A 22396-nucleotide genomic window follows, 5' to 3' on the forward strand; every position below is an offset into this window, starting at 1 on the left:
ATGGCAGGGGATGTGGTTCGGGGGAAGAGGGCCACGAGGTGTTGTGTGCAATTTGCACGCTTCAATTGCCCTGTCATGCCGTTTTGCAGCAACAGGGCCGCGTTCGCGAACCGTGTAAGTCAAACCGTTAGAAGGCGACGGGATTTCCGGCGGGGGCACGAAGTGTTGGGTGCAACATCTGCACTTCCCGCGGTTTCAAAACCGGAAGGACCGTTTCGCCGAAGGGCCCACCGCGGGACATCAGTTCGGGAAACAGTTCAAAAAGCTCTCGCTTGGTTTCGCGGGCCATCGCATCCAGGCTGGTGTCCCCGGGGAAAAAGGTTTCAGACCAAAGGCCTTCGACCTGCACCAGCTCATGTTGGTCAAACAGGATATGGATATACTCGACGTCCTGATCTGGCGGATCCTGCGTAACAGATTGCCCGTCAACAAGCCCTTTGGCCGGCGCAAGCATCACCCTATCGCCAAAATACAGTTGCATCTGGTGAGAGGACACGACGATCCGATGCTGTGGGGAAACCAGCAGGTCGCGTGCAGGGCATCCCGGCGATAAACTGTCTTTGCCTATGCGGATCGGGCAGAATCTTGGGGATTGCCTCAACTCAGCCGAGGAGAGATGCCGCCGACCGATCCAGCGCACAGGACGGCTGCTGCCGTCTGCGACGATGACGGGGTCCCCGGGCCTGAGGGTTTCAATGCGCTGTTCGCCGGATGGGGTCAGGATCAAAGACCCAGCAGTAAAGCAGACAAAGGAGGGCAGTGTGTCGTAGTCAACGGGCGGAGCGGTGACGATGGTGTTGTTGGTGTTTGCGATTGTATCGCCGACATTTGCGTTGCCAGATGTGACGATGATGTATTGTGGATTCGAAAACTGGAGCAGCGTGAAGGTGACCGGCGATCCGCCAACAGTGCCGCTATAGGTCTCAAAGGTCTGAAAGTTGGTCGAGTTGCCTATAAAGCCAGGGACGCCTGAAACATCCAGCTGAGCGCCGCCATCGGCGTCGGGATCCTCCAAGGTGTCATCATTGTCGATGACTGCTACTTGAAACGCGTTCAGGACGGTAACATTGGTCGAGCTCAACGGGTCGGCATTAATTTCGAGTATCGTGACAAATTTCATCTGATTTACTCGCGATGAACAACTTTAATGAAAGTATAAATTCATCATACACGAAATAGGTGCAGAACATAATAAGGTTGAATACTAGTGCACCGATTTCCGATTTCTCTCGATAACTCAGAGATTTACGAATAACCTGGCCGGGAAACCAATGAGGCAGGGCGAATATGAGCTGGATCAAAACCGTACCGTTTGAGCAGGCCACAGGGCGGCTGCGAAAACTCTACGACCGTGTGACCGGACCAAACAACAATGTGGATAACATCATGATGGTGCATTCCCTGCGCCCGCATTCGATGGAAGGCCATATGGCGATATACAAGACCGTGTTGCATCATTCCGGAAACACGGTTCCAAAGTGGTTTCTTGAGGTTTTGGGCGTTTGGGTCAGTTCTCTCAATCGCTGCGGTTATTGCGTTGAACATCATTTCAGCGGTTTGCAGCGACTGTTGCGCGATACGCCGCGCGGGGACGCTATCCGTGCAGCGATTGAGGCGCGGCGCGTCGAAGAGGCGCCTTTGGACACGGCTCAGATTGCTGCGATGCACTATGCCCGGAAACTGACCGAAGAGCCGGGGGCCATGGTAGAAGCGGATGTGATTGCCCTGCGCGACGCCGGGTGGGAGGATGGTGAAATCCTAGAAATCAATCAGGTCTGCGCTTACTTCTCTTACGCCAACCGGACGGTTTTGGGGCTGGGCTGCTCGACCGATGGCGATGTACTCGGGTTATCTCCAAACAACTCGGATGACCCCGAAGACTGGGGCCATACCTAGGGGCTCAGTCCGCGATCCAATCCAGTATGGCCCGGGCAACAACCTTAGGCCGCTGGTGATGCAGCCAGTGATCGGTGCCGGGGATATCGATGCGGGTCAGGTCAGGGGCAAAAGCCTCGAGCCCGGCCGTCGCTTCGGGCAATAACGCTTTATCATCTGCCCCCCAGAGCAACAGATGTGGACACTGGACCTGTAAGCGATCCAGGGGCAGTTCGGGCAGGTCAGCGCGAGGTTTGCCGGGGTCAGCGACCACAAGCGGTGAGGCGCGATACCAGTTCAGCATCGCCTCAATCCGACCGGGGCGCGCCCATTCAGTGCGATAGTCCTGCTTCCGCGCATCAGACAACCAGTCCAGCCCCATACCAAACCGAAAGAAACGTTCCAGGCGCGCAAAGTTATCTGCGGAAAACCGCTGCGCTGCGTCGGGCGCACGTAGGTCGTTGATATAGGCTGAGGCTTTAGATTGCGCGCCACCTGCCGCCATGGCGCGTTGGAACGGCACGGGGTGGACGCCGTTTGCGATAATCAGCCGGCTGACCAGATCGGGTCGGAACATTGCCAGTCCATAGGCCACCGATGCGCCCCAATCGTGGCCCATCACACAGACCGGCCCGCCAAGCTGTTCGATCAAAGCTGCCATATCTGACACCAACAGGGACAAGGTGTAGTTGCCAACACCCTCGGGGCACCAGCTTTGCCCGTAACCGCGCTGGTCTGGGGCGATGCAATGAAAGCGGTGGGATAGGTGCGGGGCCATATCGCTCCAAGCCCCGCCGTATTCCGGAAACCCATGCAACATCAGCAATGGTGATTTGTCGCTTTCACCCCAGTGACGCAATAGGAAGGGGTGGCCGTTCAGGTCCGCGAATTCCGTGTCCATTTCTACCCCGATTGTTGAACAGCGATATGATGGGTTTTCCTCATATCTATTTGATGCCGATCAAAGCGCAATTCGACGCTTTCTGCTAGCCGTGCCGGAACAACGAGGGAAAGGAAACACTACATGGACGCTGTAGCAGCACGCGAAGAAAAGCAATCTTCTGTCAAAATCGTGCCAAAGCCTGATCAGGAAACTGCTCAGCCCTGTCACGATAAAATCCGCCTGGCGTTTGAAAGCGGCAGATATCCCTACGCACACAAGATGGCGCGTAAGGACTACGAGGCGCAGAAGGCAATGTTGCAGGCGGAACTGCTGAAAGTACAGCATTGGGCGCAGGAGACGGGGCAGCGGTTCGTGCTGTTATTCGAAGGGCGCGATGCGGCTGGCAAGGGCGGCACGATCAAGCGGTTCATGGAGCATTTGAACCCGCGACAGGCGCGTGTTGTGGCATTGAACAAACCCACCTGGGAAGAAAAAGGTCAGTGGTACTATCAACGCTATGTCCAGGAGTTGCCGACGGTCGGGGAAATGGTCTTCTATGATCGGTCCTGGTACAACCGGGCCGGGGTCGAACGTGTGATGGGGTTCTGCTCGCCCAATGAATATTTAGAATTCATGCGCCAGACACCGGATCTTGAGCGGATGCTGGTCCGGTCGGGTATTCAGCTGTACAAATACTGGTTCTCGGTCACGCAGGATGAACAACAACGCCGGTTCAAAAGCCGCGAAACCGATCCGTTGAAACAGTGGAAGTTGTCGCCCATCGACAAGGCCAGCCTGGACAAGTGGGACGACTATACCGAGGCGAAAGAGGCGATGTTCTTCTATACAGACACTGCCGATGCGCCCTGGACCATTGTCAAATCGAACGACAAGAAACGCGCGCGACTGAATTGCATGCGCCACTTTCTGGCGTCGCTTGACTACCCCGAGAAAAACGAAGCGATCGTTGGTGAGCCTGACCCGCTAATCGTCGGGCAGGCCCATCACGTGATTCACCAGTCCGAACATATTCTGGGCGCTTCGCTGCATCCCAGCACTTGACCTTAGAGAACTAAGTTCTGAGGTTGTGCAGCCCACAGACATACGTCAGCGAATAAGTCTCATGACGATATTTATCTGATCCGCTCTTGCCCCGGCTTCGGGCCGCGCATATGGCTGGTCGGATGAACAAGGTGATGACATATCCGGCCCATTTCAAGGCCATCGCTGTGCTGGGCTTGCCGTTGATCGGCGGGCATCTGGCACAGTTTGCGATCGGTTTGACCGATACTGTCATGCTGGGCTGGTACGGGGTCGAGGCCCTAGCGGCGGTGACACTAGCCAGCAGCTATTTCTTTGTTCTGTTCCTGTTTGGGGCCGGGTTTGGCTGGGCGGTGATGCCGATGGTTGCAACGGCCGCAGCGGAAGAGGATGAAACCAGCATCCGCCGTTCGACGCGCATGGGCTTGTGGTTGTCATTGCTCTATGCGGCGCTTGTTATGCCGTTGCTGTGGTGGTCCTATCCGATCCTGATCGCTTTGAGACAAGAGCCACAAGTAGCAGAAACAGCGGCACAATACCTGCGTGTGGCAGGGTGGGGCCTGTTCCCGGCGCTGTTGGTCATGGTGTTGAAATCTTATTTGGCGGCGCTGGAACGCACCCAGATTGTCCTGTGGATCACAGTTGTTGCTGCCCTTGTGAATGGCGTGACCAACTATGCCTTGATTTTCGGGAACTGGGGCGCGCCAGAGCTTGGGGTGATGGGCGCGGCCATTGCATCAGTGGTCACGCAGATTGTGTCGCTGGTCGCGGTTGTTGCCTATGCGGTTTACGTTTTGCCGCAATACAACCTGTTCCAACGTTTCTGGCGCCCGGATTGGGAGATGTTTGGAAGCGTTCTGCGCCTTGGCGTACCGATCGGTCTGACAACTCTGGCCGAAGTCACGTTGTTCGCGACCTCAGCGGTCATGATGGGATGGCTAGGTCAAGTGCCTCTGGCGGCGCATGGGATTGCTTTGAACCTCGCATCGGCCACTTTCATGGTGCATCTGGGTCTATCGAACGCGGCTACCATTCGGGCTGGCAATGCTCTGGGGCGGCGAGATCGTGCACATCTTGAAAAAGGCGCAATCGCGGTGACCATCATGTCACTGGTTATGTCCGTTTTGACGGTGATCCTGTTCCTCACCTGTGCCGAGCCTTTGATTTCGCTGTTTATGGAATCTGACGACCCACAGCGTGGCCAGATCCTGGCTATCGGAACTGGATTGCTTGCCATGGCAGCGCTGTTTCAACTGGTCGATGGCGCTCAGGTCATTGCGCTGGGCCTGCTGCGTGGCTTGCAGGATGCCAAGGTTCCGATGGTGATGGCCGGGCTGAGCTACTGGGTCGTTGGCCTGCCATCTTCCTATTACTTTGGTTTTGTCCGAGGCATGGATGGCATTGGCGTGTGGATGGGCCTGGTTCTGGGACTTGCATGTGCAGCCATACTGCTGATGGCGCGGTTCTGGATGCGATCCGTGCGTGAAGTGGGTGTTCCGGCTGAGTAACTGTTAGCCCTTTTCCAGTCGATCTGCCTTTTTCCGAACCAGCACAGACCGCAGATCGTGCATCGCCATCAAAAGCCGGTCGGTGACATCGTCTAACTGTTCGTCGGTGGCTTTGGACTGTGCCCATTGAGTTGTCACGTTCAGATAATCAACCGCCCGGTGAATATCATCTATGTCACGCTGGGCCAGAAGGGCCTTGCGATCCTCCATCCATCGTGTGATCTCAGCCTTGTCTGAATCGGTCAGGCTACGCTGACCATGTGGCTTGACCTCGCCGTTGCGGATGTTGATCACCGCGATCTGGTCCATCTCAATCCGCCGCTGGCGGTTTTCGGTGTCGACCTTGAACACAGCCGCACCATTCTCGCGGACACGAAAGTAGTATTCGGGCAGTTCGGCCGTCATGAAGGTCTCCGTTCAGGTCAGAGCCGCGCAAAAGCGCTGAATGCGGGTGCAGGCCTCTTTCAAGGCCTCATCTGAGGTCGCGTAGCTGACCCGGAAATTGGGTGACAGGCCAAATGCCGCGCCAAACACCACCGCGACGTCGGCCTCTTCCAGCAGAGCTGTTGCAAAGGCTTCGTCGTTTTCAATCACCGTCCCGGCAGGGGTTGTCTTGCCGATCAGTCCCGCGATGGACGGGTAAACATAAAAGGCACCTTCCGGGGTGGGGCAACTGATGCCGTCGATGGCGTTCAGCATATCGACAACCAGATCGCGACGGCGTTTGAAGGTCACGTTATTGGGGGCCAGGAAATCCTGTGTACCGTTCAACGCCTCGACCGCGGCCCATTGGCTGATCGAACAGGGGTTCGAGGTGGATTGCGACTGTACCTTGCGCATCGCCGCGATCAGGGCCTCAGGCCCGGCGGCATAGCCGATCCGCCACCCTGTCATGGCATAGGCCTTGGATACGCCATTGCAGGTAAGCGTGCGGTCGTAAAGCTTGGGCTCGACTTGTGCAGGAGTGCAGAATTCAAACCCGTCATAGGCCAGATGTTCGTACATATCGTCGGTCATCACCCAGACATGAGGGTGACGCAACAGAACATCGGTAAGCTCTTTCAACTCCGCGTGGCTGTAACCCGCACCCGTCGGGTTCGACGGAGAGTTGAAGATCAGCCATTTTGTTTTGGGTGTAATAGCAGCCTCAAGTTGATCGGCAGTCAGCTTGAAATTTGTCTGAAGCGAAGTTTCCGCAATCACCGGAGTTCCGCCCGCCAGCAGAACCATATCTGGATAGCTGACCCAGTAGGGGGCAGGAATGACGACCTCATCCCCCTCGTTCAGGGTTGCCATCAGCGCGTTATACAACGTCTGTTTGCCACCCGTACCCACCGAAACCTGTGCGGGAGTGTAGTCGAGCCCGTGATCACGTTTCATCTTGGCGCAGACGGCCTGTTTCAACTCGGGGATGCCGTCAGGTGCGGTGTATTTCGTTTTGCCCGCCGCTATGGCCGCAACAGCGGCGTCCTTGATGTTTTGGGGTGTGTCGAAATCCGGCTCACCTGCGCTCAGGCCGATGATGTCACGCCCGGCGGCTTTCAGCTCGGCCGCCTTGGCTGTCATCGCAATCGTTGGGGAAGGTTTGACGCGGGACAATGTCGCAGACAGGAAACTCATGGCGGCCTCGGTTTGTATGTTCAGCCTGACTGTCATAGGGTGCGCCCGAAGGACGATCAAGCGATATGAAATCGGAAAGCGGAGACCTGAATGAACGACGAATACGATTGGTTTGGACCAGACGCGGCGACATTTGGGGATCGGTTGGCCGGCGCGCGAGAGGCTGCTGGGATGAACCAGGCGGAACTGGCCCGGAGGCTGGGTGTCAAGAAATCGACGATTGTTGATTGGGAAAATGACCTGTCCGAGCCGCGCGCAAACCGTCTGTCGATGATGGCGGGCATGGTGAACGTGTCGATCAGATGGTTGCTGACTGGCGAAGGCGAAGGCATGGACGCGCCCGTAGATGCAGATAGCAATAATCTGGATATTGCCGGAGCCGTCGCCGAGCTGCGCGCAATTCGCGGCGAAATGCGCGCCTGTTCGGAACGCGCCGCGCGGCTGGAAAAAAAGCTGCGGCTGATGCTGGAAGCAGGCCAATGACCGAGGCGCGCGATATTCGCATCAAACGCATGAAAATGCGGTCGATGCGGCGGGGTATCAAAGAGATGGATTTGATCCTGTCAGCCTATGCTGATCGTAATCTGGACACGATGGATGTGGCGGGTCTGGATCAGTATGACGCCTTACTGAACGAAAACGATCAAGACCTGTATCAATGGGTGACTGGGCAGGTCCCTCCTCCCGACGCGCTGTCCGACTTGATCGCTGACATCGCTCAGACCTTTCAAAAGGAAGGATAATTCCAGCTTAACTGATTTTTCGGGATTTCGGTTCATCGTGGCGGAAAGAACGCGACTGAATCGGAGGGTCGGATGAGTATGGAATTGCAGGTCTCGGCATCGGGCGCCAAAGGGTTCATGACCAGCTACCTTGAGGCGTTGGCGCTTGTCGAACGGCTGCACCGGCTGCTTTTGGACGTGATCAAGGATGAGTTCGAGCGGGTCGGGGTGCTGGAAATCAACGCCGTTCAGGCGCTGCTATTGTTCAATATCGGCGATCATGAAGTGACGGCGGGCGAGTTGAAAAGCCGCGGATACTATCAGGGCAGCAATGTCAGCTATAACCTGAAAAAGCTGGTTGAGATGGGGTATATGCACCACCAGAGGTGTGAAATCGACCGTCGCTCTGTCCGGGTGCGGCTGACGCCACGCGGTCGGGAAATCCGGGATATCGTATCTGAGCTTTTTGCGCGCCATGCGGACGGGTTGCAAAGCCGTGGTGTGCTGGCGCAAGAGGGGATCGAAGATATTACTGGATCACTGCGCCGGGTTGAGCGGTACTGGACGGACCAGATTCGCTATATCTACTGATACGCGAAGATTTGTTTTCTGGAGGGTGCGTCAGATCATGTGCTGGGTTAGTCGAAGGAAGACCTCCGAGTTGTAAACCGCTGAGCTCGCGTTCCAGCTTTCTGCGCATAGCGCGCTCGAAATCCTCGAAACCCTGCGCTACTTCCAGAAACGCGCCCGGCCCGTGCAAAACATTGTTTTCGAAGAACGGGATCAGGAACAGCTCGCCTTCAAAATCTGCTGCATTGATGACCAGCCCGTTGACCACGACATCACTGAATGGGAAGTGCCGATAGGCGTTTTGTGGGCCATAGCCGTCATTGTTCGATCCGTCCCCCGACAGATCAATGGTCTTGAATAGGCAAGTGGGTGCCCGTTCCAACAAGGCGGCGCCAAAGGCCAATGCGTATCCCATCGCAGTGGCGGATTGGGTGTCCGACCGCTGGGATTGACTGATTTGTGTTGCGGCGGCCAGAACATCGCCACTGTTTTCGATCATCCGCCAATCCATGATGATATGTTGGACGGACCGCCCACTCCATTCATAGACTGAAAGCGCGACCGGCATCGGCGACGAAAAGAAGGCGTCATGAACCTCGGGGGCGAGTAGGGCGGCCGCCAAGCCTTGCCGTTGCAGAGCGTCTTCTGCCTCATCCACCGAAACAGAGATATCCAGCGCCAACGCCAGCGCCAGACGGCAGCGCTCTGCCTGAACGGGGCTGGCCAGGGCGGCCAGACCTAGTGCTATAAGGGTGCGGATCACCAGTGCCCGGTACTTTCCATGCTGGCCCAGGGCTCTGCCGGTTCCAACGCGTCGCCGTTTTGCAGCAACTCAACCGAGATATTGTCCGGCGAGCGGACAAAAGCCATGCGCCCGTCACGCGGCGGACGGTTGATGACCACCCCATTGTCCTGAAGATGCTGGCAGGTCGCATAGATATCGTCGACGCCGTAGGCGAGGTGGCCAAAGTGGCGGCTGTCGCTCGGCAATGCGTCGTCACCATCCCAATTGTAAGTCAGCTCAATCGGTCGATCTTCTTGCCCCGGCGGTGCCAAGAAAATGAGGGTGAACCGGCCCTGTTCGCTTTCGTACCGGCGGGTTTCCTTCAGGCCAAGCAGTTCATAGAACGCCATGGATTTCTCAAGATCCTTCACGCGAACCATGGTGTGAAGATATGTCAGCCCCATCTCGGCAATCCTTCTTTTTTGAATGAGTTCGCTCTCAGCTTAGCGCGCTGCCGGGACGTGTCGAGGGGGCGGGGAACACAATTCCGAAAAACCGTGCATCAGGCCATATCCTGCGGTTCCAGCGGATGACCTGTCGATATATAGTGGCAGGCGACTCAGTATCGAAAGGAAGTTTTCATGCCCCTGTCTGCCGACCAACAGGCCGAGATCGAAGCGCAGCGCACGCAATCGCATCAAACACGCCGTGTCGTTGCAACGGGGATGGAAGATCACCTGTATACTGCGCATCAGGTGCTGGATCACGGGTTTGTCCGCGTCATCGACTATATGGGCGATGATGCGGCCATCTGTCAGGCGGCGCGCGTGTCTTATGGCAAGGGCACGAAGTCGGTTCAGAATGACGAAGGTCTGATCCGCTATCTGATGCGGCATTGGCATTCGACCCCGTTCGAGATGTGCGAGGTAAAGCTGCACGTCAAACTTCCGGTTTTTGTCGCGCGCCAGTGGATTCGTCACCGGACCGCCAATGTGAACGAATACTCGGCGCGCTATTCTATTCTGGATCGTGAGTTTTACATCCCCGCGCCCGAGCATGTCGCCGCGCAGTCAGAAGTGAATAATCAAGGCCGTGGATCAACTCTGGAAGGGGAAGAGGCCGCACGGGTTCTGGAAATGCTCAAGGCTGACAGCACCCGCTGCTATGACAATTATGAGGCGATGATCAGCCAGGACGGCCAGCAGGGGTTGGCGCGTGAATTGGCGCGGATGAACTTGCCGGCCAACATCTATACGCAGTGGTACTGGAAGGTTGATCTGCACAACCTGTTCCATTTCCTGCGCCTGCGCGCCGATCCGCATGCACAGTATGAGATCCGGGTTTATGCCGATACCATGTGCAAGATCGTGGCCGATTGGGTGCCATTCGCCTATCGGGCCTTCGAAGATTACCGCCTTGGCGCGGTGAACCTGTCCGCTCAGATGGTCGACAGCTTGCGCCGGATGCTGGCAGGCGAAAGCGTCACTCAGGAAAGCTCTGGCATGACTGCGCGGGAATGGCGTGAATTCGAGGCCATTATCAAGGAAAACTGATTCAAAAGCATAGCGGTTGTCTATACAGGCCGTCATGAAACTGTTACTTTGATTTCATGATCTATGCTTCGTTTCTTTCCGTTTTGGGCCTTACCTTCTCGCTGGCTGTGCCCGCTCAGGCCAAATCCCCGATTGCCGAAGTGTTATGCGAGCCGACCCAACGGCTGCATGAGAAGCTCAAGGGGCAATTTCGGTCCGAGCGTGTGGCAACGGGTATGCGTGGGCCTGAACAGATTATGGAGGTCTGGAGCAGTGATCGGGGCGACTGGACCATGGTTGTGACCTATGCCACCGGAACTTCCTGCATCGTTGCGATGGGACAAGACTGGTATTCGCATGCTGAGGATAAGCCAGCACGGGGATAGGGCATTTGCCGGATAGGGGGCGGGTGACGGCCGGAAATTGGCCGCCAACCTTAATTGGAAAACCCCGCGTGGGGCGGGGGCGTCGTTACAACGGTTTCAAATCAGCTGCCATCTGGCGGCCGTCACGTCCGTCCTGCAACTCGTACGCGACTTTCTGATTGTCTGCGAGTCCGGTCAGGCCGGACCGTTCTACGGCCGAGATATGCACAAACACATCTTTGCCCCCTTCGTCGGGGGCAATAAACCCATAGCCTTTGGTGGTATTGAACCATTTCACGGTGCCAGTTGGCATCTCCCGTGTCTCCTTCTACTTTCGCATTGTCCCACAAATGGGTGGGGCGGTGGTTGGCAGAACCGCAAAAGCAGGCTGTTTCCAATGCTGACGACAGCCGATTTTGCATGTTTCACCTTTTTCAACATTGCACGGTGAAGTAAAAAATCAAGAATAACCGCTGGAAACCGGTTGGTTCGCCTAAAATTGAAACAAATACCGAAGCAGGACAAACATGCGTCTTTATGGGCTGAAAAATTGTGACACGTGCCGCAAGGCCTTGAAATCACTTCCTAATGCTGAGTTTGTGGATGTGCGCGCAGATGGCGTTCCGGAAAATCTGCTGTCGCAGGCTCTTGCCACGTTCGGCGAGGCTTTGCTCAACACCCGTTCGACAACCTGGCGTGGTTTGGAGGATGCGCAGCGTTCCCGCCCGGCAATGGAGTTGTTGAAGGAACATCCGACCCTGATGAAACGTCCACTGATTGAAAAAGATGGTTCGTTGACGTTGGGTTGGACAGCTGAAACGCGGTCAACGCTTGGCGTCGCCTGATCGGATGCTTATCTGATCTGACGCAACTGCGAGGATAGTTTATGCGAAACGCCGCAATGATTTTGGGTGTCATCGCCGGTTTGATCGGGATGATTGTTGGGTTCTTCGGGTACGGGTATGTCGAGGCGATCAAGCATTTCGGCGATATCGATGGCATCGCCGAGCAGGTCGATAACCCCGGTTTGATCCAAACGGCCTCGATCGTTGCGCCTTTGCTAGCGATCGCAGGGGGCGCGATGGCCCATGCGCGTGCTCTGATCGCAGGCATCTTGCTGTTGGTTTCAGCTGCGGGGATGTATTATGCGTTTGGGTTTGGTGTCTTCACCATGTTCCCGATTGCGTTTGCAGGCGTTGCCGGGGTGCTTGGGCTCGCCGCTGGAAAACCGGACGAACCCAAGGCGCATTTCTAGCTCATTTCAGCTTCAACAGGCGATCCAGCGACAGAGGGCCCGCGCCGTTGAGTACGATCACGAGGAACAGGAAGGTCCACAAAACCCGCTGGTCCAGAATGTCCGGGGCTGCGTTGAACAGGCTGCCCAGTTTCACGCCATGGCCGGTCACATCGACCAGCGTCTGAACCCAGACAAAGCCAATCATACCCAGGGCAGCCAAACGCGTGAACAGGCCGACCAGCAACAAGGCGGGCAGAACAAACTCGGCCACGGTCCCAAGGAAAACCACGACACGTTGGTACAAGGTCATCTGCGTGACGTCCCACAAAACAGCCTCGGCCGCTTTGGGGAATATCTGTCCAAATGCTCCGCTGGATGGTGAAAAGATCGACCCATCGATCTTTAGCATGGCCGAGTTCCAATAGTAGACCAGCAGCACAGCGATAAAGACCAGCCGCGCAAGCGTGGGTGTCAGCCAGCCGGACGCATGGTCCGCCTTGCCCAGAACGTTGTTGTGGATTGAGATCAGGGCAGTCATGATTCCAGCCTTTCGATAGTCACAGAAGTTATGGCACCGCCTTGCAACAGCAATGCCAGCGTGGGTCCAAGATCAAAGTCCAGAGTGTCAGCGGCGGCTTTTTCGAATGCTTCGCCGATGGTGTCCCCTGATTGTATGTAGGCAATCCAATCTGCGCCGCCCTGCGGCAGCAGGTGAGGGGCCGGATCGTACTCTGGTCGGGTGATCAGCACATCCTCGGCCCCGGTTGAGGGCTTGGGCGCGTCAGCCTCAGTGTTGAAGCGCCAGATCGCATGAATAGGCCAATCCGACCGGATGACCTGCATCGAAGGTGCGAATTCCAAACGGGCGCGCATGATCTCTTCGGGTGAGACAGCCAGTGCATCCGCGGGCGCAGGTTGGCTGTCTGCGGCGTGGTAGGACCGGCGCAGCGCCAGTTCTAACCGGGCCACATCGGGCAGGTAAGCCAGATGAGACAGCTGCGGCATGTTGGCCAGAAAGTCGGGAAACACCTCACCATAAAACATCATCAACGGCGAGGTCGGAGGGTGCTGGCGCAGAAAAATCCCGGACAGCCCGTCCATATTCTGAGTGCCCAGCAGCTTGGTGATAACAGGAAATGCCTGATGCATCGCCTCGGTCAGCGATACCGCGACATTGTTACGATAGACGCTGAACCGGCGGCCCGCAGACTGATCGTAAGCATCCATCAAACCCTTGGGCACTGGTGCTTTTGCATCCAGCAAGGCCGCATGAAATTCGGTTTGCGAAACGCTCATGCAGGGACCCGCTCCAATGCGGATTGCGCGCGTTCAGCTTCCGCGCGCAGCACAGGCCAATCGGGGACATCTGTATCCCACTCAACCAAAACAGGTTTGGGGCCTGATCGTTCCAGCACATGGTCCAGCAGGGCCCAAACCGGGTCCACAACCTCGCGGCCGTGGCTGTCGATCAGCAGGGGATGGCCGTGGTCGTCTTCGTCCTCATCATGACCACCCAGGTGAATTTCGCCTACCTGATCAAGTGGATAGGCATCAATGTAGCCTTGAGGTGAGAAATCCAGATTGGTGGCCGAGACAAAGACGTTGTTCACATCCAGCAACAAGCCACAGCCTGTGCGCTTGGCGATCTCGCGCAGGAAATCGGGTTCGGACCACGTGCTTTCTTCGAACGCCAGATAGCTGGAGGGATTCTCGAGTAGCATCTGACGACCGACTGTCTCTTGCACCTGATCAATATGTGCGCAAATCCGCGCCAGCGTCGCATCCGTGTAGGGCAGGGGCAGCAGGTCGTTGAAGAAATGGCTGTCATGGGTCGACCAGGCCAGATGTTCAGAGAAGCTGGCGGGGCTCAGCCAACCGACGAGATGTTTGAGCCGGGCCAGATGATCGGGGTCTAGCGGGCTTTCGCCACCGATGGACAAGCCAACGCCGTGAACGGAGATCGGAAATTGTTCTGCAAGATGGCGCAGCTGAGCCAATGGGCGGCCGCCGTCTCCCATGTAGTTTTCGGCATGAACTTCAAGCCAGGCGACAGGTTGGGCGTGCTCCAGTATTTGCGAAAAATGCTGTGGTTTGTAACCAACACCTGGCGCTGCGGGCAGACGATTGGATCTGAGGGCATCATCCAGCATTTGCACGCTCCTTCTGATCGAAGAAAAGGGCGGGCGAAGGTGCCCGCCCCCTAAAGTCGTTTGCTCGACGCTTATGCCGGCAGGTCGCGCTTCAGCTCTTCCAGCGAACCTTTGCGCGGTGTGCCGTCTGCCTCTGCAGGCAGTTCGATTTCGCCGCAGGTGCCTGCGTCAACCAGGGTCCAGGCGTTGCCCTGATAGTCAACGGTCGAAGTGCCCGCACATGTGGTGCCGGGGCCTGCTGCACAATCGTTTTGACCGGCCAGCGAAACGCCATAGCACTTTTCTTTGGCTTGGGCGGTTGCGGTGGTTGCTGCACCCGATACGGCGGCTGCGACTGCGGTTGCGATAACCAGGGACTTTGCTGTGTTCGACATCTCGGAAATCCTCTTGATGACTGGGTATGTCTGCTTGTGACAATGACAAAGGTAAGGGCAAGTTGGCTATTGTTAAATTCACGAGCCCGTGTCTCACAAGCGCGTCAGGGCGCGGGGCGCGCCCTTGTAAGGTAATCTACTGTTTTTGAAGGAAAAAGGATAGAGTGTTTCAATCCGACCCCTGTGCGGGGGTCGGATTTCCGGCGAGATGGTGCCGAATGTTACAACAGGTCAGGCGGGGTCGCGGCCTGCGACAGCTCATTTGTTACAGCCTCAAGCGGCTGAACCTGCGTTTGTTTTTCGCCAAGGCGTCGAACACTGACAGTGCGGTCCTCGACTTCGCGATGACCAACCGCCAGAATCACCGGTACTTTGGCCAGCGAATGTTCGCGGACCTTGTAGTTGATCTTTTCGTTGCGGATATCCGCCTCGGCTCGCACTCCGGTGGCCTTGAGCGCTTCGACGACCTCCAACACATAGTCATCCGCGTCCGAGGTGATCGACGCGACCGTGACCTGACGTGGGGCCAGCCAAAAGGGCAGCTTGCCTGCGTGTTCTTCGATCAGGATGCCGATAAAGCGTTCGAACGATCCCAAGGTCGCGCGGTGCAGCATAACGGGGCGATGTTTGCCGCCGTCTGCGCCGATATAAGTGGCGTCCAGCCGTTCGGGCAGAACGAAATCGACCTGATGTGTACCGCATTGCCAGTCACGACCAATCGCGTCGGTCAGAACAAACTCCAGCTTCGGGCCGTAGAATGCGCCTTCGCCGGGGTTGAGTTCCGGTTCGATCCCAGCGGCACGCGTCGCGCTGAGCAGGGCGGCTTCGGCCTTGTCCCAAACCTCGTCCGAGCCAGACCGCTTTTCGGGACGATCCGAGAACTTGACCGAGAAATTCTCGAACCCAAGATCCTTGTAAATCTGCGACAGGAAGCGAATGAACTCGGCGGTTTCAGATTCGATCTGGTCTTCGGTGCAGAAAATGTGACCGTCATCCTGTGTGAAGCCACGCACGCGCATGATGCCGTGCAGGGCACCTGACGGTTCATACCGGTTGCACGATCCGAATTCTGCCATCCGCAGCGGCAGATCGCGGTAAGACTTCAGCCCTTGATTGAAAATCTGCACATGACAGGGGCAGTTCATCGGTTTCAAGGCGTTAACAGCCTTTTCACGCGCATGTTCTTCGTCCACTTCGACGATGAACATATTTTCCTGATACTTATCCCAGTGACCCGAAGCTTCCCATAGCTTGCGGTCAACGACCTGAGGTGTATTGACCTCGACATAACCACCGCTGCGCTGTTTGCGGCGCATGTAGTCCTGCAGCTGAGTGTATATGGTCCAACCGTTCGGATGCCAGAATATCTGACCGGGGGCCTCTTCCTGCATGTGGAACAGGTCCATCTCGCGGCCCAGCTTGCGGTGGTCGCGCTTGGCGGCCTCCTCCAGCATATGCAGGTGAGCCTTCAGCTTTTCCTTGCCGGTGAAGGCCACGCCATAGATACGCTGCAACATTGCACGGTCGCTGTCGCCGCGCCAGTAAGCGCCCGCGATGGACATCAGCTTGAACGCATCGCCCGGCACCTGACCGGTATGCTGCAGGTGTGGGCCGCGGCACAGGTCCTGCCAGTCGCCATGCCAATACATGCGCAGCGGCTCGTCACCCGGAATGGCGTCGATAAGCTCGACCTTATAGGGTTCATCGTTGGCGGTATAGAAATCGATCGCGCGCTGACGGTCCCAGACCTCGGTGGTCACGGGGTCGCGCTTGTTGATGATTTCCTTCATCTTCTTTTCGATCAGGCCGAGATCTTCAGGGGTGAAGGGCTCTGACCGGTCGAAGTCATAGTACCAGCCGTTGTCAATCACCGGGCCGATGGTGACCTTGGTGTCGGGCCAGATTTCCTGCACTGCGCGCGCCATGATATGGGCCAGATCGTGACGGATCAGCTCATTGGCTTGTGCCTCATCCTTCATGGTGTGGATGGCGATCTGCGCGTCGGTTTCGATAGGCCATTGCAAGTCCCAGTGCTGACCATCGACGGTGGCCGAGATCGCTTTCTTGGCCAAAGAAGTCGAGATATCGGCAGCCACCTGTGCGGGCGTGACACCTGCGTCATAGGATCGTGCATTGCCATCAGGGAAGATAAGTGAGACGGATTTTGAATCCAGGGCCATGGTCTGGCTCTCCTCGTCGGTTTGGCGCCCACTGAACGCCCGGTTGCGGGTTATGGTGTTTTGGCTATTTGCTACTGGCGCGGCGTGAAGTCAACCGCTTTGAATGCAAATGCGAAAAGCACCACGCAACCAAAGGATTGCGTGGCACGGTTTCAGGATGTTCAGACGGCAGCAAAAACCGCGTAGCCCATGATCAGGCAGCACACCCATCCAGTTGTGAACAGAATGGGCCGCAGAGGCATGCGCGCAATGCCCGTGATCATGCCGATGGCGTGTAGGACGCGCACCCAGAAAAACACAACCGCAGCCCAATAGGTCAGCACCATAAAGCCGTCCAACGTGTTGACGATCAGAACCAAAACGGCAAACGGCATACCCTGTTCGAGCAGATTCAACTGCGCGCGATGTGCCCTTTGCACCCAGGGGCGCAGGTTTGGAATCTGTGCAGGTCGGGCAAAGGCTTCCTCGCCCGAGGGGTCGGTCGAAACGCCAACCACGTATGGAATCCACATGGAAACAGCGAGCAGCATCAGGCATGTCAGTACGCCCAGTTCAGTTGGAAACTCAGCCATTATGCGCTCTCCTTCAGAGCGTCACCGGTCTCCAGCCAGCTCTTGAGTGAGGCTGCCAGGCGCGCCCAACCTTCGGCAAAGCCTTCCTGACCAGCGGCAAGGTCATAGTGTTCGATGGTCAACTTGCAGACATCACCTTGTGGTTCGATCAGATAAACCATTGTCGATTGCGGGGCGTCGGGGCCCATGAACAGAGGCTCGAACCCCATCTCGATCCGGGTTTTTGGGTCCAGCTTTTGCGTCATCTGCCGCAGCATCTCATTGCCGTCAGGGGTAATGAAATGCACTGTTGCACCAGGCGAGACCTCTCCGCGTACTTCGTTGCACAGGAAGTGATAGGCTGCCATCTGATCTGGCTTGGTTAGTGCATCCCACAGCGCATCCTGTGTGCAGCGGATAAAGGTCTGCATCATAAAATCTGGTTTTCCCATACGAGTCTCCGTTTCCAATTTGAGTTTCAGCGCATTGACCGCGCTTGCTTGCGGTTGAAGAAAAGGGGCGACCCAACGGTCCAGCATGTCCTGCAGGGGCATGGGGTTCAGATAGTGATATTTGAACCGCCCATGTTTGCGGGTCAGGACCAGCCCGGCATCTTCCAGTAGTTTCAGATGCTTCATGACGCCAAAGCGGGTCATGTCGAAATGTGCCTCTAACTGCGACAGAGATTGACCATCTTCCTGTCGCAGCAGGTCCAGAATCTCTCGGCGAGCGGGGTCATTCAGAGCTTTGAATAGCATGTCCATAATTGTCTTATATGTGATTCTATAGTCACGTGACAATATGGTAACCTAAAAAATCTGAAATCAGGTTTAAACTCCCAGCCCGCGCGGGCTAGGGTGTCACAAATCAAAATATGAAGGGCGGCGAGATGAGCGCTTTTTTGACAACCGATCAGGGGCGGCGGATCGCTTATGATCTGAGCGAAGGCCAAGGCCCGACCATCGTGTTTTTGTCAGGTCTAAAATCAGACAAAGAAGGCACAAAAGCCGTTCATCTAGAGGCTTGGGCCAAAGCGCGCGGGCAAGCATTCTTACGGTTTGACTATTCGGGTCATGGCGAAAGTTCCGGTGCGTTTACCGAAGGCAGCATCGGCGATTGGCACGAAGACACAGTTGCCGCAGTGTCCGCGCTGACGCAGGGGCCTTTGATCATCGTGGGTTCTTCCATGGGGGGCTGGCAGGCCTTGTTGCTCGCCAAAACCCTCGCAGATCGCATCGTGGGGATGGTCACAATCGCCGCCGCTCCGGACTTTACGGAAGATGGGTATTGGGCGTCATTTACAGATGTGCAGAAGGCAGCGCTGGAAACAGTTGGCCAAGTTGAGTTGCCGTCCGACTATATGGAGCCTTACATCATCACAAAGCGCCTGATTGACGACGGGCGTCAGAATCTTGTGCTGAGAGAAGCGCTGGATCTACCTTTCCCAACACGTTTTTTGCAGGGCACAGCGGATACCGCTGTATCTACCGAAACGGCGGTGCGCTTGCTGAATCATGCCTCAGGGCCTGATATGCGACTGCTGTTGGTGAAAGATGCCGACCACAGATTCTCCGATGACATGTGCCTGTCATTGATCGAGCGTGCGATTCTGGACGTGATGGGAGAAGGCTGATGCGGAAGTTTGGATTGTACCTGGGGCGTTTTCTTCTGGCGCTGATCGCAGTTGGTGCTCTGGTCTACTGGTTCGGTCCGCGTGAAGAGGTCGATCTTCATCCGCGCTTCGAATCTTCCAAATTCGGCGAAGGGGTGCAGGTTTACTTTGAAAGCACCGAATCCGCCTTTGATGACATCGTGCCCGGTGTCGAAAAGCGTGTGATCTGGCAGGACGGCTACGAAGAACAACGCACGCCTTATTCGGTTCTGTATGTGCATGGCTTTTCGGCCAGTTCCGAAGAAATCAGACCAGTCCCCGACAGGGTCGCGGATGCGTTGGGTGCCAACCTGGTTTATACCCGTCTGCAAGGTCACGGGCGCAACGGTGCCGCGATGGGTGAGGCAACAGCCTCGGGCTGGATGCAGGATCTGGCCGAAGGGTTGGCCGCCGCACGGGCCGTGGGTGACAAAGTTGTGGTCATTTCGACCTCAACCGGTGGAACACTGGTCGCAGCAGCCGCGCTTGACCCAGACCTCAGCACAGAAGTGGTTGGTATGATCTTCGTTTCGCCAAACTTTGGCGTGAATACACCGGTCGCCTTTATTCCTGGCCTGCCATGGGCCCGGTCCTGGTTGCCTCTGCTGATGGGAGAAGAACGGGACGTGTCGGGCCCAGACCCCGAGAAAAACAAATACTGGTCCTCGGTTTACCCGTGGGTCGCTGTCGTCCCCATGACTGTACTAGTGGACACGATCTATGCGCTGGATTTCGACGGTGCGCAGATACCGGCCTTGTTCTGGTTTTCAGATGACGATCAAGTCGTCCGCCCGGATCGGACACACAAAGTGGCGCAGAGCTGGGGTGCTGATGCAACGGTACAGCTGGTTACAATGGGTGAGGGGGATGATCCGATGTCTCATGTGGTCGCTGGGCGTTTGATGTCGCCCGGGCAGACTGACGCGGCAGTCTCTGGTATTTTGGACTGGTTGAAAACCCAAGGCGTGGAGTGATGGAACAGCGCATCAGCCTGATAACCGTCGGGGTCGAAAACCCCGAAGCTGCGGCAACATTTTATGAGGCGATGGGCTGGAACCGTGTCGACAGCCCAGACGGTGTGATCGCCTTTGATCTGATCAGTCAAACGCTTGGTCTATACCCTTTGTCCGCATTGGCCGATGAGATCGGCGTCGCCAAAGATAGTTTGAACCGCGGCGCGATCACGCTGAGCTATAATTGCCGACAGAAAGAAGACGTGGCGCAGGTTCTGCACGATGCCGAGGCGGCAGGCGCTACGGTCCTGAAACCCGCATCGGATGTATTTTGGGGTGGGCATCACGGCTATTTCCGCACCCCAGACGGAACGATCTGGGAGGTTGCTTTCAACCCTTTCTCCACGCTTGGGCCAGATGGGGCCTTTCGCTGGGCGGGGTACTGAGGATGCGCAAACCGGGCAGCATGTGGAGCCTTGAAACGCTCGGCCGCGTGCGTCTGTCCCGGCACTTTTTCATGCGGGATTTTCTGTATTCCGAGATCGGGAATTTCCACCAACACCAGAACATCCCTGAAAACCCCGATCTTGCGATCGAGACCGGCCGTGCCTTTTGCCAGACTTTGCTGGACCCGCTTGAAGAGACATTCGGGCGTGTTGCCGTCCGCTCGGGCTATCGCTCGCCATCGTTGAACCAGTTCGGCAATGAAAACCGGCTGAATTGCGCGCGCAACGATAACCCTTTAGAATGTCATATCTGGGATCGAGGCGTTGGAGAGGCGCGTATCGCTGGGGCGTCGATTGTGATCCCGTGGTTCGCGGATCAATATGAGCAAGGCCGGGATTGGCGCGATCTTGCCTGGTGGATGCATGATCATCTGGACTATTCCGAAATCTGGTTCTTTCCCAAGCTCTGCGCCTTCAATCTAGTTTGGCGGCCCGAACCGGTACGCCGGATCGATAGTTACATCGCACCTCGGGGGTGTTTGTTACGCACAGGGGCCGAGCCGAGCGAAAGCCAAACGGCCAGACAGGCCCGATACGCCAATTTCCCAGCTTTTCGCGGTATCCGCTATCCGTAAGTTTCTGCTTGCCGGGGCCGGATAAAACTCTCATCCTGAGAAGAAAAAGAAGGGGTTCGGAAGCCCGAACTGATGGAGGCCCCGCGTGATCGAGCCGCTGGTATTGCTACCCGGTTTTATGTGTGACGCCCGATTGTTTCATCCTCAGATCGACGCGCTGTCGCGCGATCGGGCTGTCATGTTTGCACCGATTTCATCAGGCGAACGGATCGAAGAGATCGCATCTGGCCTGCTCGATCAGCTGCCGCATCGATTTGCCCTGGCGGGGCTAGGTCTGGGCGGTGTTGTCGCGCTTGAGATCGTAAGGCGCGCGGCGGATCGGGTGTCGCGCCTCTGCCTGATTTCGACCGATGCGCAGTCCGACACGCCACAGATGGCCGCCGCACGCGAAGAGTTGATCATTGGTGCGCAAGCCGGGCGGTTGGAAGAAGTGATGCGCAAGGTGATCGGGTCGGATGCGCTGGCCCCCGGGCCGCAACGTATCCCCATATTGAACCAGCTCTTTGCCATGGCTATCGATCTGGGCCCCGATGTATTTGTGCGTCAAATGCGGGCCTTGCAACGACGACCGGATCAGCAGAGCATCCTTTGCCGGGTCAAAGTTCCGGGTCTGATCCTTGGCGGAACACATGATACGCTTATCCCGGTGCGTAAGCACGAGTTTATGGCCGAGATGATCCCCGAAGCCCAATTGCAGATGATTGAACGTGCAGGTCACCTTCCGACGCTGGAAAACCCGGATGTGCTGAATGCAGCCTTGCAGGGCTGGCTGAACTTCAACCCAAGACCCAGCTACGGGTAAAGAGCATCGCGTTCGGATTTGTCGATCAGCTTGGGGCTGACCACCGGCTCACCGGTTGCGGCGTCAAAGAATGGTGTTTGCTTCCACTTGCCGGACAGGCGCGATTTGGCAACACGTTTGAGCATTGCAACAATTGCCGCGCGAATGCCTTCGTGCTTGTGTTTGCCACCCGATGTGGGGATGTAGGCCCGTGTTGTGATGGGGCCCAGGGCCGTAGTGTCGCTGAAACGGGCTGCAATGAACCCGACAAATGGGAATTTCGGCGTGTTCGGCGTTGCCGCCAGCGGTGCGTTGCAGCATGTCGCATACCACCGCAGCATACCATTGGGGCTCAGCCTTATCGCGGCTAGATTTTCACTGCCTGTCTCAAAGCTGAGCTCGTCCGGAGCAATTTGAAACACTTCAACAGCGCCGGGCGCTGGGTCGGGTTGTTTGAAATACAACTGTCCTGCGCGGCAATCGGCGCAAAAGCACACGGCATGCGAGCCATGTTTAAGACCCTGAGGCTTGATACGCCCTGTTACCTGACCGCAGGTGCAAGAGAACGCGAGACCGGATTGATCGCTCTCGCCCATCG

30 protein-coding genes are annotated in these 22396 nt (G+C 56.7%); 15 read left to right on the forward strand and 15 right to left on the reverse strand.

Features of this window, described 5'->3' with window-relative positions:
• Positions 1–127: 127 nt before the first annotated feature.
• Positions 128–1120, reverse strand: coding sequence for a Hint domain-containing protein (locus tag ABLN87_RS00225; RefSeq protein ID WP_353006228.1), 993 nt, complete (start codon positions 1118–1120; stop codon positions 128–130).
• 167 nt (positions 1121–1287) lie between these two features.
• Between ABLN87_RS00225 and ABLN87_RS00230 the strand changes: the two genes are divergently transcribed.
• Positions 1288–1896 carry a carboxymuconolactone decarboxylase family protein gene (locus ABLN87_RS00230; RefSeq protein WP_353006230.1) on the forward strand — a complete coding sequence of 203 codons (609 nt, stop codon included), beginning with the start codon at positions 1288–1290 and terminating at the stop codon, positions 1894–1896.
• 4 nt (positions 1897–1900) lie between these two features.
• Here ABLN87_RS00230 and ABLN87_RS00235 read toward each other — a convergent pair whose 3' ends face one another.
• Positions 1901–2776, reverse strand: a complete 876-nt coding sequence (locus ABLN87_RS00235) for an alpha/beta fold hydrolase (RefSeq protein ID WP_353006232.1) — start codon at positions 2774–2776, stop codon at positions 1901–1903.
• Between the two features lie 123 nt (positions 2777–2899).
• Between ABLN87_RS00235 and ppk2 the strand changes: the two genes are divergently transcribed.
• Positions 2900–3820 carry a polyphosphate kinase 2 gene (ppk2, locus tag ABLN87_RS00240; protein ID WP_353006234.1) on the forward strand — a complete coding sequence of 307 codons (921 nt, stop codon included), beginning with the start codon at positions 2900–2902 and terminating at the stop codon, positions 3818–3820.
• 122 nt (positions 3821–3942) lie between these two features.
• Entirely contained in the window at positions 3943–5307 is a 1365-nt protein-coding gene (locus ABLN87_RS00245; RefSeq protein WP_353008353.1) for an MATE family efflux transporter, read from the forward strand.
• A 3-nt stretch (positions 5308–5310) separates the two neighbouring features.
• Here the strand turns inward: ABLN87_RS00245 and ABLN87_RS00250 are convergent, their stop codons facing one another.
• Entirely contained in the window at positions 5311–5712 is a 402-nt protein-coding gene (locus ABLN87_RS00250) for a hypothetical protein (RefSeq protein ID WP_353006236.1), read from the reverse strand.
• A gap of 12 nt (positions 5713–5724) precedes the next feature.
• Entirely contained in the window at positions 5725–6927 is a 1203-nt protein-coding gene (locus ABLN87_RS00255; RefSeq protein ID WP_353008354.1) for a pyridoxal phosphate-dependent aminotransferase, read from the reverse strand.
• A 90-nt stretch (positions 6928–7017) separates the two neighbouring features.
• Between ABLN87_RS00255 and ABLN87_RS00260 the strand changes: the two genes are divergently transcribed.
• The 3 genes from ABLN87_RS00260 (at position 7018) to ABLN87_RS00270 (ending at position 8240) form a co-directional block, all read left to right on the forward strand.
• On the forward strand, positions 7018–7410 hold the full coding sequence (locus tag ABLN87_RS00260; RefSeq protein WP_353006239.1) for a helix-turn-helix domain-containing protein: 393 nt from the start codon (positions 7018–7020) through the stop codon (positions 7408–7410).
• The gene (locus ABLN87_RS00265; protein WP_353006241.1) at positions 7407–7670 is read left to right on the forward strand and encodes a succinate dehydrogenase assembly factor 2; all 264 of its coding nucleotides are present in this window, start codon (positions 7407–7409) and stop codon (positions 7668–7670) included. Before ABLN87_RS00260 ends, ABLN87_RS00265 begins: the two co-directional genes overlap by 4 nt.
• A gap of 72 nt (positions 7671–7742) precedes the next feature.
• Positions 7743–8240, forward strand: coding sequence for a MarR family winged helix-turn-helix transcriptional regulator (locus tag ABLN87_RS00270; RefSeq protein WP_353006243.1), 498 nt, complete (start codon positions 7743–7745; stop codon positions 8238–8240).
• On the opposite strand, the gene ABLN87_RS00275 is transcribed toward ABLN87_RS00270, so the two are convergent.
• Together ABLN87_RS00275 and ABLN87_RS00280 are read right to left on the reverse strand one after the other, a co-directional pair.
• A complete protein-coding gene (locus ABLN87_RS00275; protein ID WP_353006245.1) occupies positions 8179–8982 on the reverse strand; it encodes a DUF1194 domain-containing protein in 804 nt (267 codons plus the stop codon). The genes ABLN87_RS00270 and ABLN87_RS00275 overlap by 62 nt on opposite strands.
• Complete coding sequence (locus tag ABLN87_RS00280; protein WP_170530760.1) at positions 8979–9407, reverse strand: VOC family protein; 429 nt, start codon at positions 9405–9407, stop codon at positions 8979–8981. The genes ABLN87_RS00275 and ABLN87_RS00280 overlap by 4 nt, the downstream gene beginning before the upstream one ends.
• A 177-nt stretch (positions 9408–9584) precedes the next feature.
• On the opposite strand from ABLN87_RS00280, the gene thyX reads away from it, so the two are divergent.
• On the forward strand, positions 9585–10496 hold the full coding sequence (gene thyX, locus ABLN87_RS00285) for an FAD-dependent thymidylate synthase (protein WP_353006248.1): 912 nt from the start codon (positions 9585–9587) through the stop codon (positions 10494–10496).
• Between the two features lie 56 nt (positions 10497–10552).
• Positions 10553–10861 (forward strand): hypothetical protein, encoded by a 309-nt coding sequence (locus ABLN87_RS00290; protein WP_353006250.1) that lies wholly within the window; start codon positions 10553–10555, stop codon positions 10859–10861.
• An 85-nt stretch (positions 10862–10946) separates the two neighbouring features.
• On the opposite strand, the gene ABLN87_RS00295 is transcribed toward ABLN87_RS00290, so the two are convergent.
• Positions 10947–11153, reverse strand: a complete 207-nt coding sequence (locus ABLN87_RS00295) for a cold-shock protein (RefSeq protein ID WP_170475872.1) — start codon at positions 11151–11153, stop codon at positions 10947–10949.
• Positions 11154–11367: 214 nt separating this feature from the next.
• Between ABLN87_RS00295 and ABLN87_RS00300 the strand changes: the two genes are divergently transcribed.
• Positions 11368–11685: an ArsC/Spx/MgsR family protein gene (locus tag ABLN87_RS00300; RefSeq protein WP_353006252.1), complete on the forward strand. Its 318-nt coding sequence runs from the start codon at positions 11368–11370 to the stop codon at positions 11683–11685.
• Between the two features lie 41 nt (positions 11686–11726).
• Positions 11727–12095 (forward strand): hypothetical protein, encoded by a 369-nt coding sequence (locus tag ABLN87_RS00305; RefSeq protein WP_170530753.1) that lies wholly within the window; start codon positions 11727–11729, stop codon positions 12093–12095.
• A 1-nt stretch (position 12096) separates the two neighbouring features.
• Here the strand turns inward: ABLN87_RS00305 and ABLN87_RS00310 are convergent, their stop codons facing one another.
• From ABLN87_RS00310 to ABLN87_RS00340, 7 genes are all read right to left on the reverse strand, one after another.
• Entirely contained in the window at positions 12097–12615 is a 519-nt protein-coding gene (locus ABLN87_RS00310) for a DoxX family protein (RefSeq protein WP_353006255.1), read from the reverse strand.
• Positions 12612–13373 carry a DNA-binding domain-containing protein gene (locus tag ABLN87_RS00315; RefSeq protein ID WP_353006258.1) on the reverse strand — a complete coding sequence of 254 codons (762 nt, stop codon included), beginning with the start codon at positions 13371–13373 and terminating at the stop codon, positions 12612–12614. The genes ABLN87_RS00310 and ABLN87_RS00315 overlap by 4 nt, the downstream gene beginning before the upstream one ends.
• The gene (locus ABLN87_RS00320; protein ID WP_353006260.1) at positions 13370–14227 is read right to left on the reverse strand and encodes a DUF692 domain-containing protein; all 858 of its coding nucleotides are present in this window, start codon (positions 14225–14227) and stop codon (positions 13370–13372) included. Before ABLN87_RS00320 ends, ABLN87_RS00315 begins: the two co-directional genes overlap by 4 nt.
• Positions 14228–14298: 71 nt before the next feature.
• Positions 14299–14601, reverse strand: a complete 303-nt coding sequence (locus ABLN87_RS00325) for a DUF2282 domain-containing protein (RefSeq protein ID WP_353006262.1) — start codon at positions 14599–14601, stop codon at positions 14299–14301.
• A gap of 221 nt (positions 14602–14822) precedes the next feature.
• Positions 14823–16781, reverse strand: coding sequence for a threonine--tRNA ligase (gene thrS / locus ABLN87_RS00330; protein ID WP_353006265.1), 1959 nt, complete (start codon positions 16779–16781; stop codon positions 14823–14825).
• Positions 16782–16942: 161 nt separating this feature from the next.
• Positions 16943–17353 (reverse strand): MAPEG family protein, encoded by a 411-nt coding sequence (locus ABLN87_RS00335; protein ID WP_353006268.1) that lies wholly within the window; start codon positions 17351–17353, stop codon positions 16943–16945.
• Complete coding sequence (locus ABLN87_RS00340; RefSeq protein ID WP_353006271.1) at positions 17353–18096, reverse strand: ArsR/SmtB family transcription factor; 744 nt, start codon at positions 18094–18096, stop codon at positions 17353–17355. Before ABLN87_RS00340 ends, ABLN87_RS00335 begins: the two co-directional genes overlap by 1 nt.
• A 125-nt stretch (positions 18097–18221) precedes the next feature.
• On the opposite strand from ABLN87_RS00340, the gene ABLN87_RS00345 reads away from it, so the two are divergent.
• From ABLN87_RS00345 to ABLN87_RS00365, 5 genes are all read left to right on the forward strand, one after another.
• Positions 18222–18965 carry an alpha/beta hydrolase gene (locus ABLN87_RS00345; protein WP_353006274.1) on the forward strand — a complete coding sequence of 248 codons (744 nt, stop codon included), beginning with the start codon at positions 18222–18224 and terminating at the stop codon, positions 18963–18965.
• Positions 18965–19957: an alpha/beta hydrolase gene (locus ABLN87_RS00350; protein WP_353006276.1), complete on the forward strand. Its 993-nt coding sequence runs from the start codon at positions 18965–18967 to the stop codon at positions 19955–19957. The genes ABLN87_RS00345 and ABLN87_RS00350 overlap by 1 nt, the downstream gene beginning before the upstream one ends.
• Positions 19957–20382, forward strand: a complete 426-nt coding sequence (locus tag ABLN87_RS00355) for a VOC family protein (protein ID WP_353006279.1) — start codon at positions 19957–19959, stop codon at positions 20380–20382. The genes ABLN87_RS00350 and ABLN87_RS00355 overlap by 1 nt, the downstream gene beginning before the upstream one ends.
• Positions 20383–20402: 20 nt before the next feature.
• Complete coding sequence (locus ABLN87_RS00360; RefSeq protein WP_353008355.1) at positions 20403–21017, forward strand: hypothetical protein; 615 nt, start codon at positions 20403–20405, stop codon at positions 21015–21017.
• An 85-nt stretch (positions 21018–21102) separates the two neighbouring features.
• Positions 21103–21819: an alpha/beta fold hydrolase gene (locus ABLN87_RS00365; protein ID WP_353006282.1), complete on the forward strand. Its 717-nt coding sequence runs from the start codon at positions 21103–21105 to the stop codon at positions 21817–21819.
• Here the strand turns inward: ABLN87_RS00365 and ABLN87_RS00370 are convergent.
• A complete protein-coding gene (locus ABLN87_RS00370; protein WP_353006284.1) occupies positions 21810–22394 on the reverse strand; it encodes a DUF6151 family protein in 585 nt (194 codons plus the stop codon). The two genes, ABLN87_RS00365 and ABLN87_RS00370, sit on opposite strands and share 10 nt — an antisense overlap.
• Positions 22395–22396: the final 2 nt, after the last annotated feature.

The organism is Ruegeria sp. SCP10 (genome assembly GCF_040329495.1).
Classification (GTDB): domain Bacteria; phylum Pseudomonadota; class Alphaproteobacteria; order Rhodobacterales; family Rhodobacteraceae; genus Ruegeria.

What these genes read in the sequence shown, in the direction of transcription:
- ABLN87_RS00225 (WP_353006228.1), bottom strand. Translation starts at nt 1,120, where the DNA reads ATGAAATTTGTCACGATACTCGAAATTAATGCCGACCCGTTGAGCTCG.
- ABLN87_RS00230 (WP_353006230.1), top strand. Translation starts at nt 1,288, where the DNA reads ATGAGCTGGATCAAAACCGTACCGTTTGAGCAGGCCACAGGGCGGCTG.
- ABLN87_RS00235 (WP_353006232.1), bottom strand. Translation starts at nt 2,776, where the DNA reads ATGGACACGGAATTCGCGGACCTGAACGGCCACCCCTTCCTATTGCGT.
- ppk2 (WP_353006234.1), top strand. Translation starts at nt 2,900, where the DNA reads ATGGACGCTGTAGCAGCACGCGAAGAAAAGCAATCTTCTGTCAAAATC.
- ABLN87_RS00245 (WP_353008353.1), top strand. Translation starts at nt 3,943, where the DNA reads ATGAACAAGGTGATGACATATCCGGCCCATTTCAAGGCCATCGCTGTG.
- ABLN87_RS00250 (WP_353006236.1), bottom strand. Translation starts at nt 5,712, where the DNA reads ATGACGGCCGAACTGCCCGAATACTACTTTCGTGTCCGCGAGAATGGT.
- ABLN87_RS00255 (WP_353008354.1), bottom strand. Translation starts at nt 6,927, where the DNA reads ATGAGTTTCCTGTCTGCGACATTGTCCCGCGTCAAACCTTCCCCAACG.
- ABLN87_RS00260 (WP_353006239.1), top strand. Translation starts at nt 7,018, where the DNA reads ATGAACGACGAATACGATTGGTTTGGACCAGACGCGGCGACATTTGGG.
- ABLN87_RS00265 (WP_353006241.1), top strand. Translation starts at nt 7,407, where the DNA reads ATGACCGAGGCGCGCGATATTCGCATCAAACGCATGAAAATGCGGTCG.
- ABLN87_RS00270 (WP_353006243.1), top strand. Translation starts at nt 7,743, where the DNA reads ATGAGTATGGAATTGCAGGTCTCGGCATCGGGCGCCAAAGGGTTCATG.
- ABLN87_RS00280 (WP_170530760.1), bottom strand. Translation starts at nt 9,407, where the DNA reads ATGGGGCTGACATATCTTCACACCATGGTTCGCGTGAAGGATCTTGAG.
- thyX (WP_353006248.1), top strand. Translation starts at nt 9,585, where the DNA reads ATGCCCCTGTCTGCCGACCAACAGGCCGAGATCGAAGCGCAGCGCACG.
- ABLN87_RS00290 (WP_353006250.1), top strand. Translation starts at nt 10,553, where the DNA reads ATGATCTATGCTTCGTTTCTTTCCGTTTTGGGCCTTACCTTCTCGCTG.
- ABLN87_RS00295 (WP_170475872.1), bottom strand. Translation starts at nt 11,153, where the DNA reads ATGCCAACTGGCACCGTGAAATGGTTCAATACCACCAAAGGCTATGGG.
- ABLN87_RS00300 (WP_353006252.1), top strand. Translation starts at nt 11,368, where the DNA reads ATGCGTCTTTATGGGCTGAAAAATTGTGACACGTGCCGCAAGGCCTTG.
- ABLN87_RS00305 (WP_170530753.1), top strand. Translation starts at nt 11,727, where the DNA reads ATGCGAAACGCCGCAATGATTTTGGGTGTCATCGCCGGTTTGATCGGG.
- ABLN87_RS00310 (WP_353006255.1), bottom strand. Translation starts at nt 12,615, where the DNA reads ATGACTGCCCTGATCTCAATCCACAACAACGTTCTGGGCAAGGCGGAC.
- ABLN87_RS00315 (WP_353006258.1), bottom strand. Translation starts at nt 13,373, where the DNA reads ATGAGCGTTTCGCAAACCGAATTTCATGCGGCCTTGCTGGATGCAAAA.
- ABLN87_RS00320 (WP_353006260.1), bottom strand. Translation starts at nt 14,227, where the DNA reads ATGCTGGATGATGCCCTCAGATCCAATCGTCTGCCCGCAGCGCCAGGT.
- ABLN87_RS00325 (WP_353006262.1), bottom strand. Translation starts at nt 14,601, where the DNA reads ATGTCGAACACAGCAAAGTCCCTGGTTATCGCAACCGCAGTCGCAGCC.
- thrS (WP_353006265.1), bottom strand. Translation starts at nt 16,781, where the DNA reads ATGGCCCTGGATTCAAAATCCGTCTCACTTATCTTCCCTGATGGCAAT.
- ABLN87_RS00335 (WP_353006268.1), bottom strand. Translation starts at nt 17,353, where the DNA reads ATGGCTGAGTTTCCAACTGAACTGGGCGTACTGACATGCCTGATGCTG.
- ABLN87_RS00340 (WP_353006271.1), bottom strand. Translation starts at nt 18,096, where the DNA reads ATGGACATGCTATTCAAAGCTCTGAATGACCCCGCTCGCCGAGAGATT.
- ABLN87_RS00345 (WP_353006274.1), top strand. Translation starts at nt 18,222, where the DNA reads ATGAGCGCTTTTTTGACAACCGATCAGGGGCGGCGGATCGCTTATGAT.
- ABLN87_RS00350 (WP_353006276.1), top strand. Translation starts at nt 18,965, where the DNA reads ATGCGGAAGTTTGGATTGTACCTGGGGCGTTTTCTTCTGGCGCTGATC.
- ABLN87_RS00355 (WP_353006279.1), top strand. Translation starts at nt 19,957, where the DNA reads ATGGAACAGCGCATCAGCCTGATAACCGTCGGGGTCGAAAACCCCGAA.
- ABLN87_RS00360 (WP_353008355.1), top strand. Translation starts at nt 20,403, where the DNA reads ATGTGGAGCCTTGAAACGCTCGGCCGCGTGCGTCTGTCCCGGCACTTT.
- ABLN87_RS00370 (WP_353006284.1), bottom strand. Translation starts at nt 22,394, where the DNA reads ATGGGCGAGAGCGATCAATCCGGTCTCGCGTTCTCTTGCACCTGCGGT.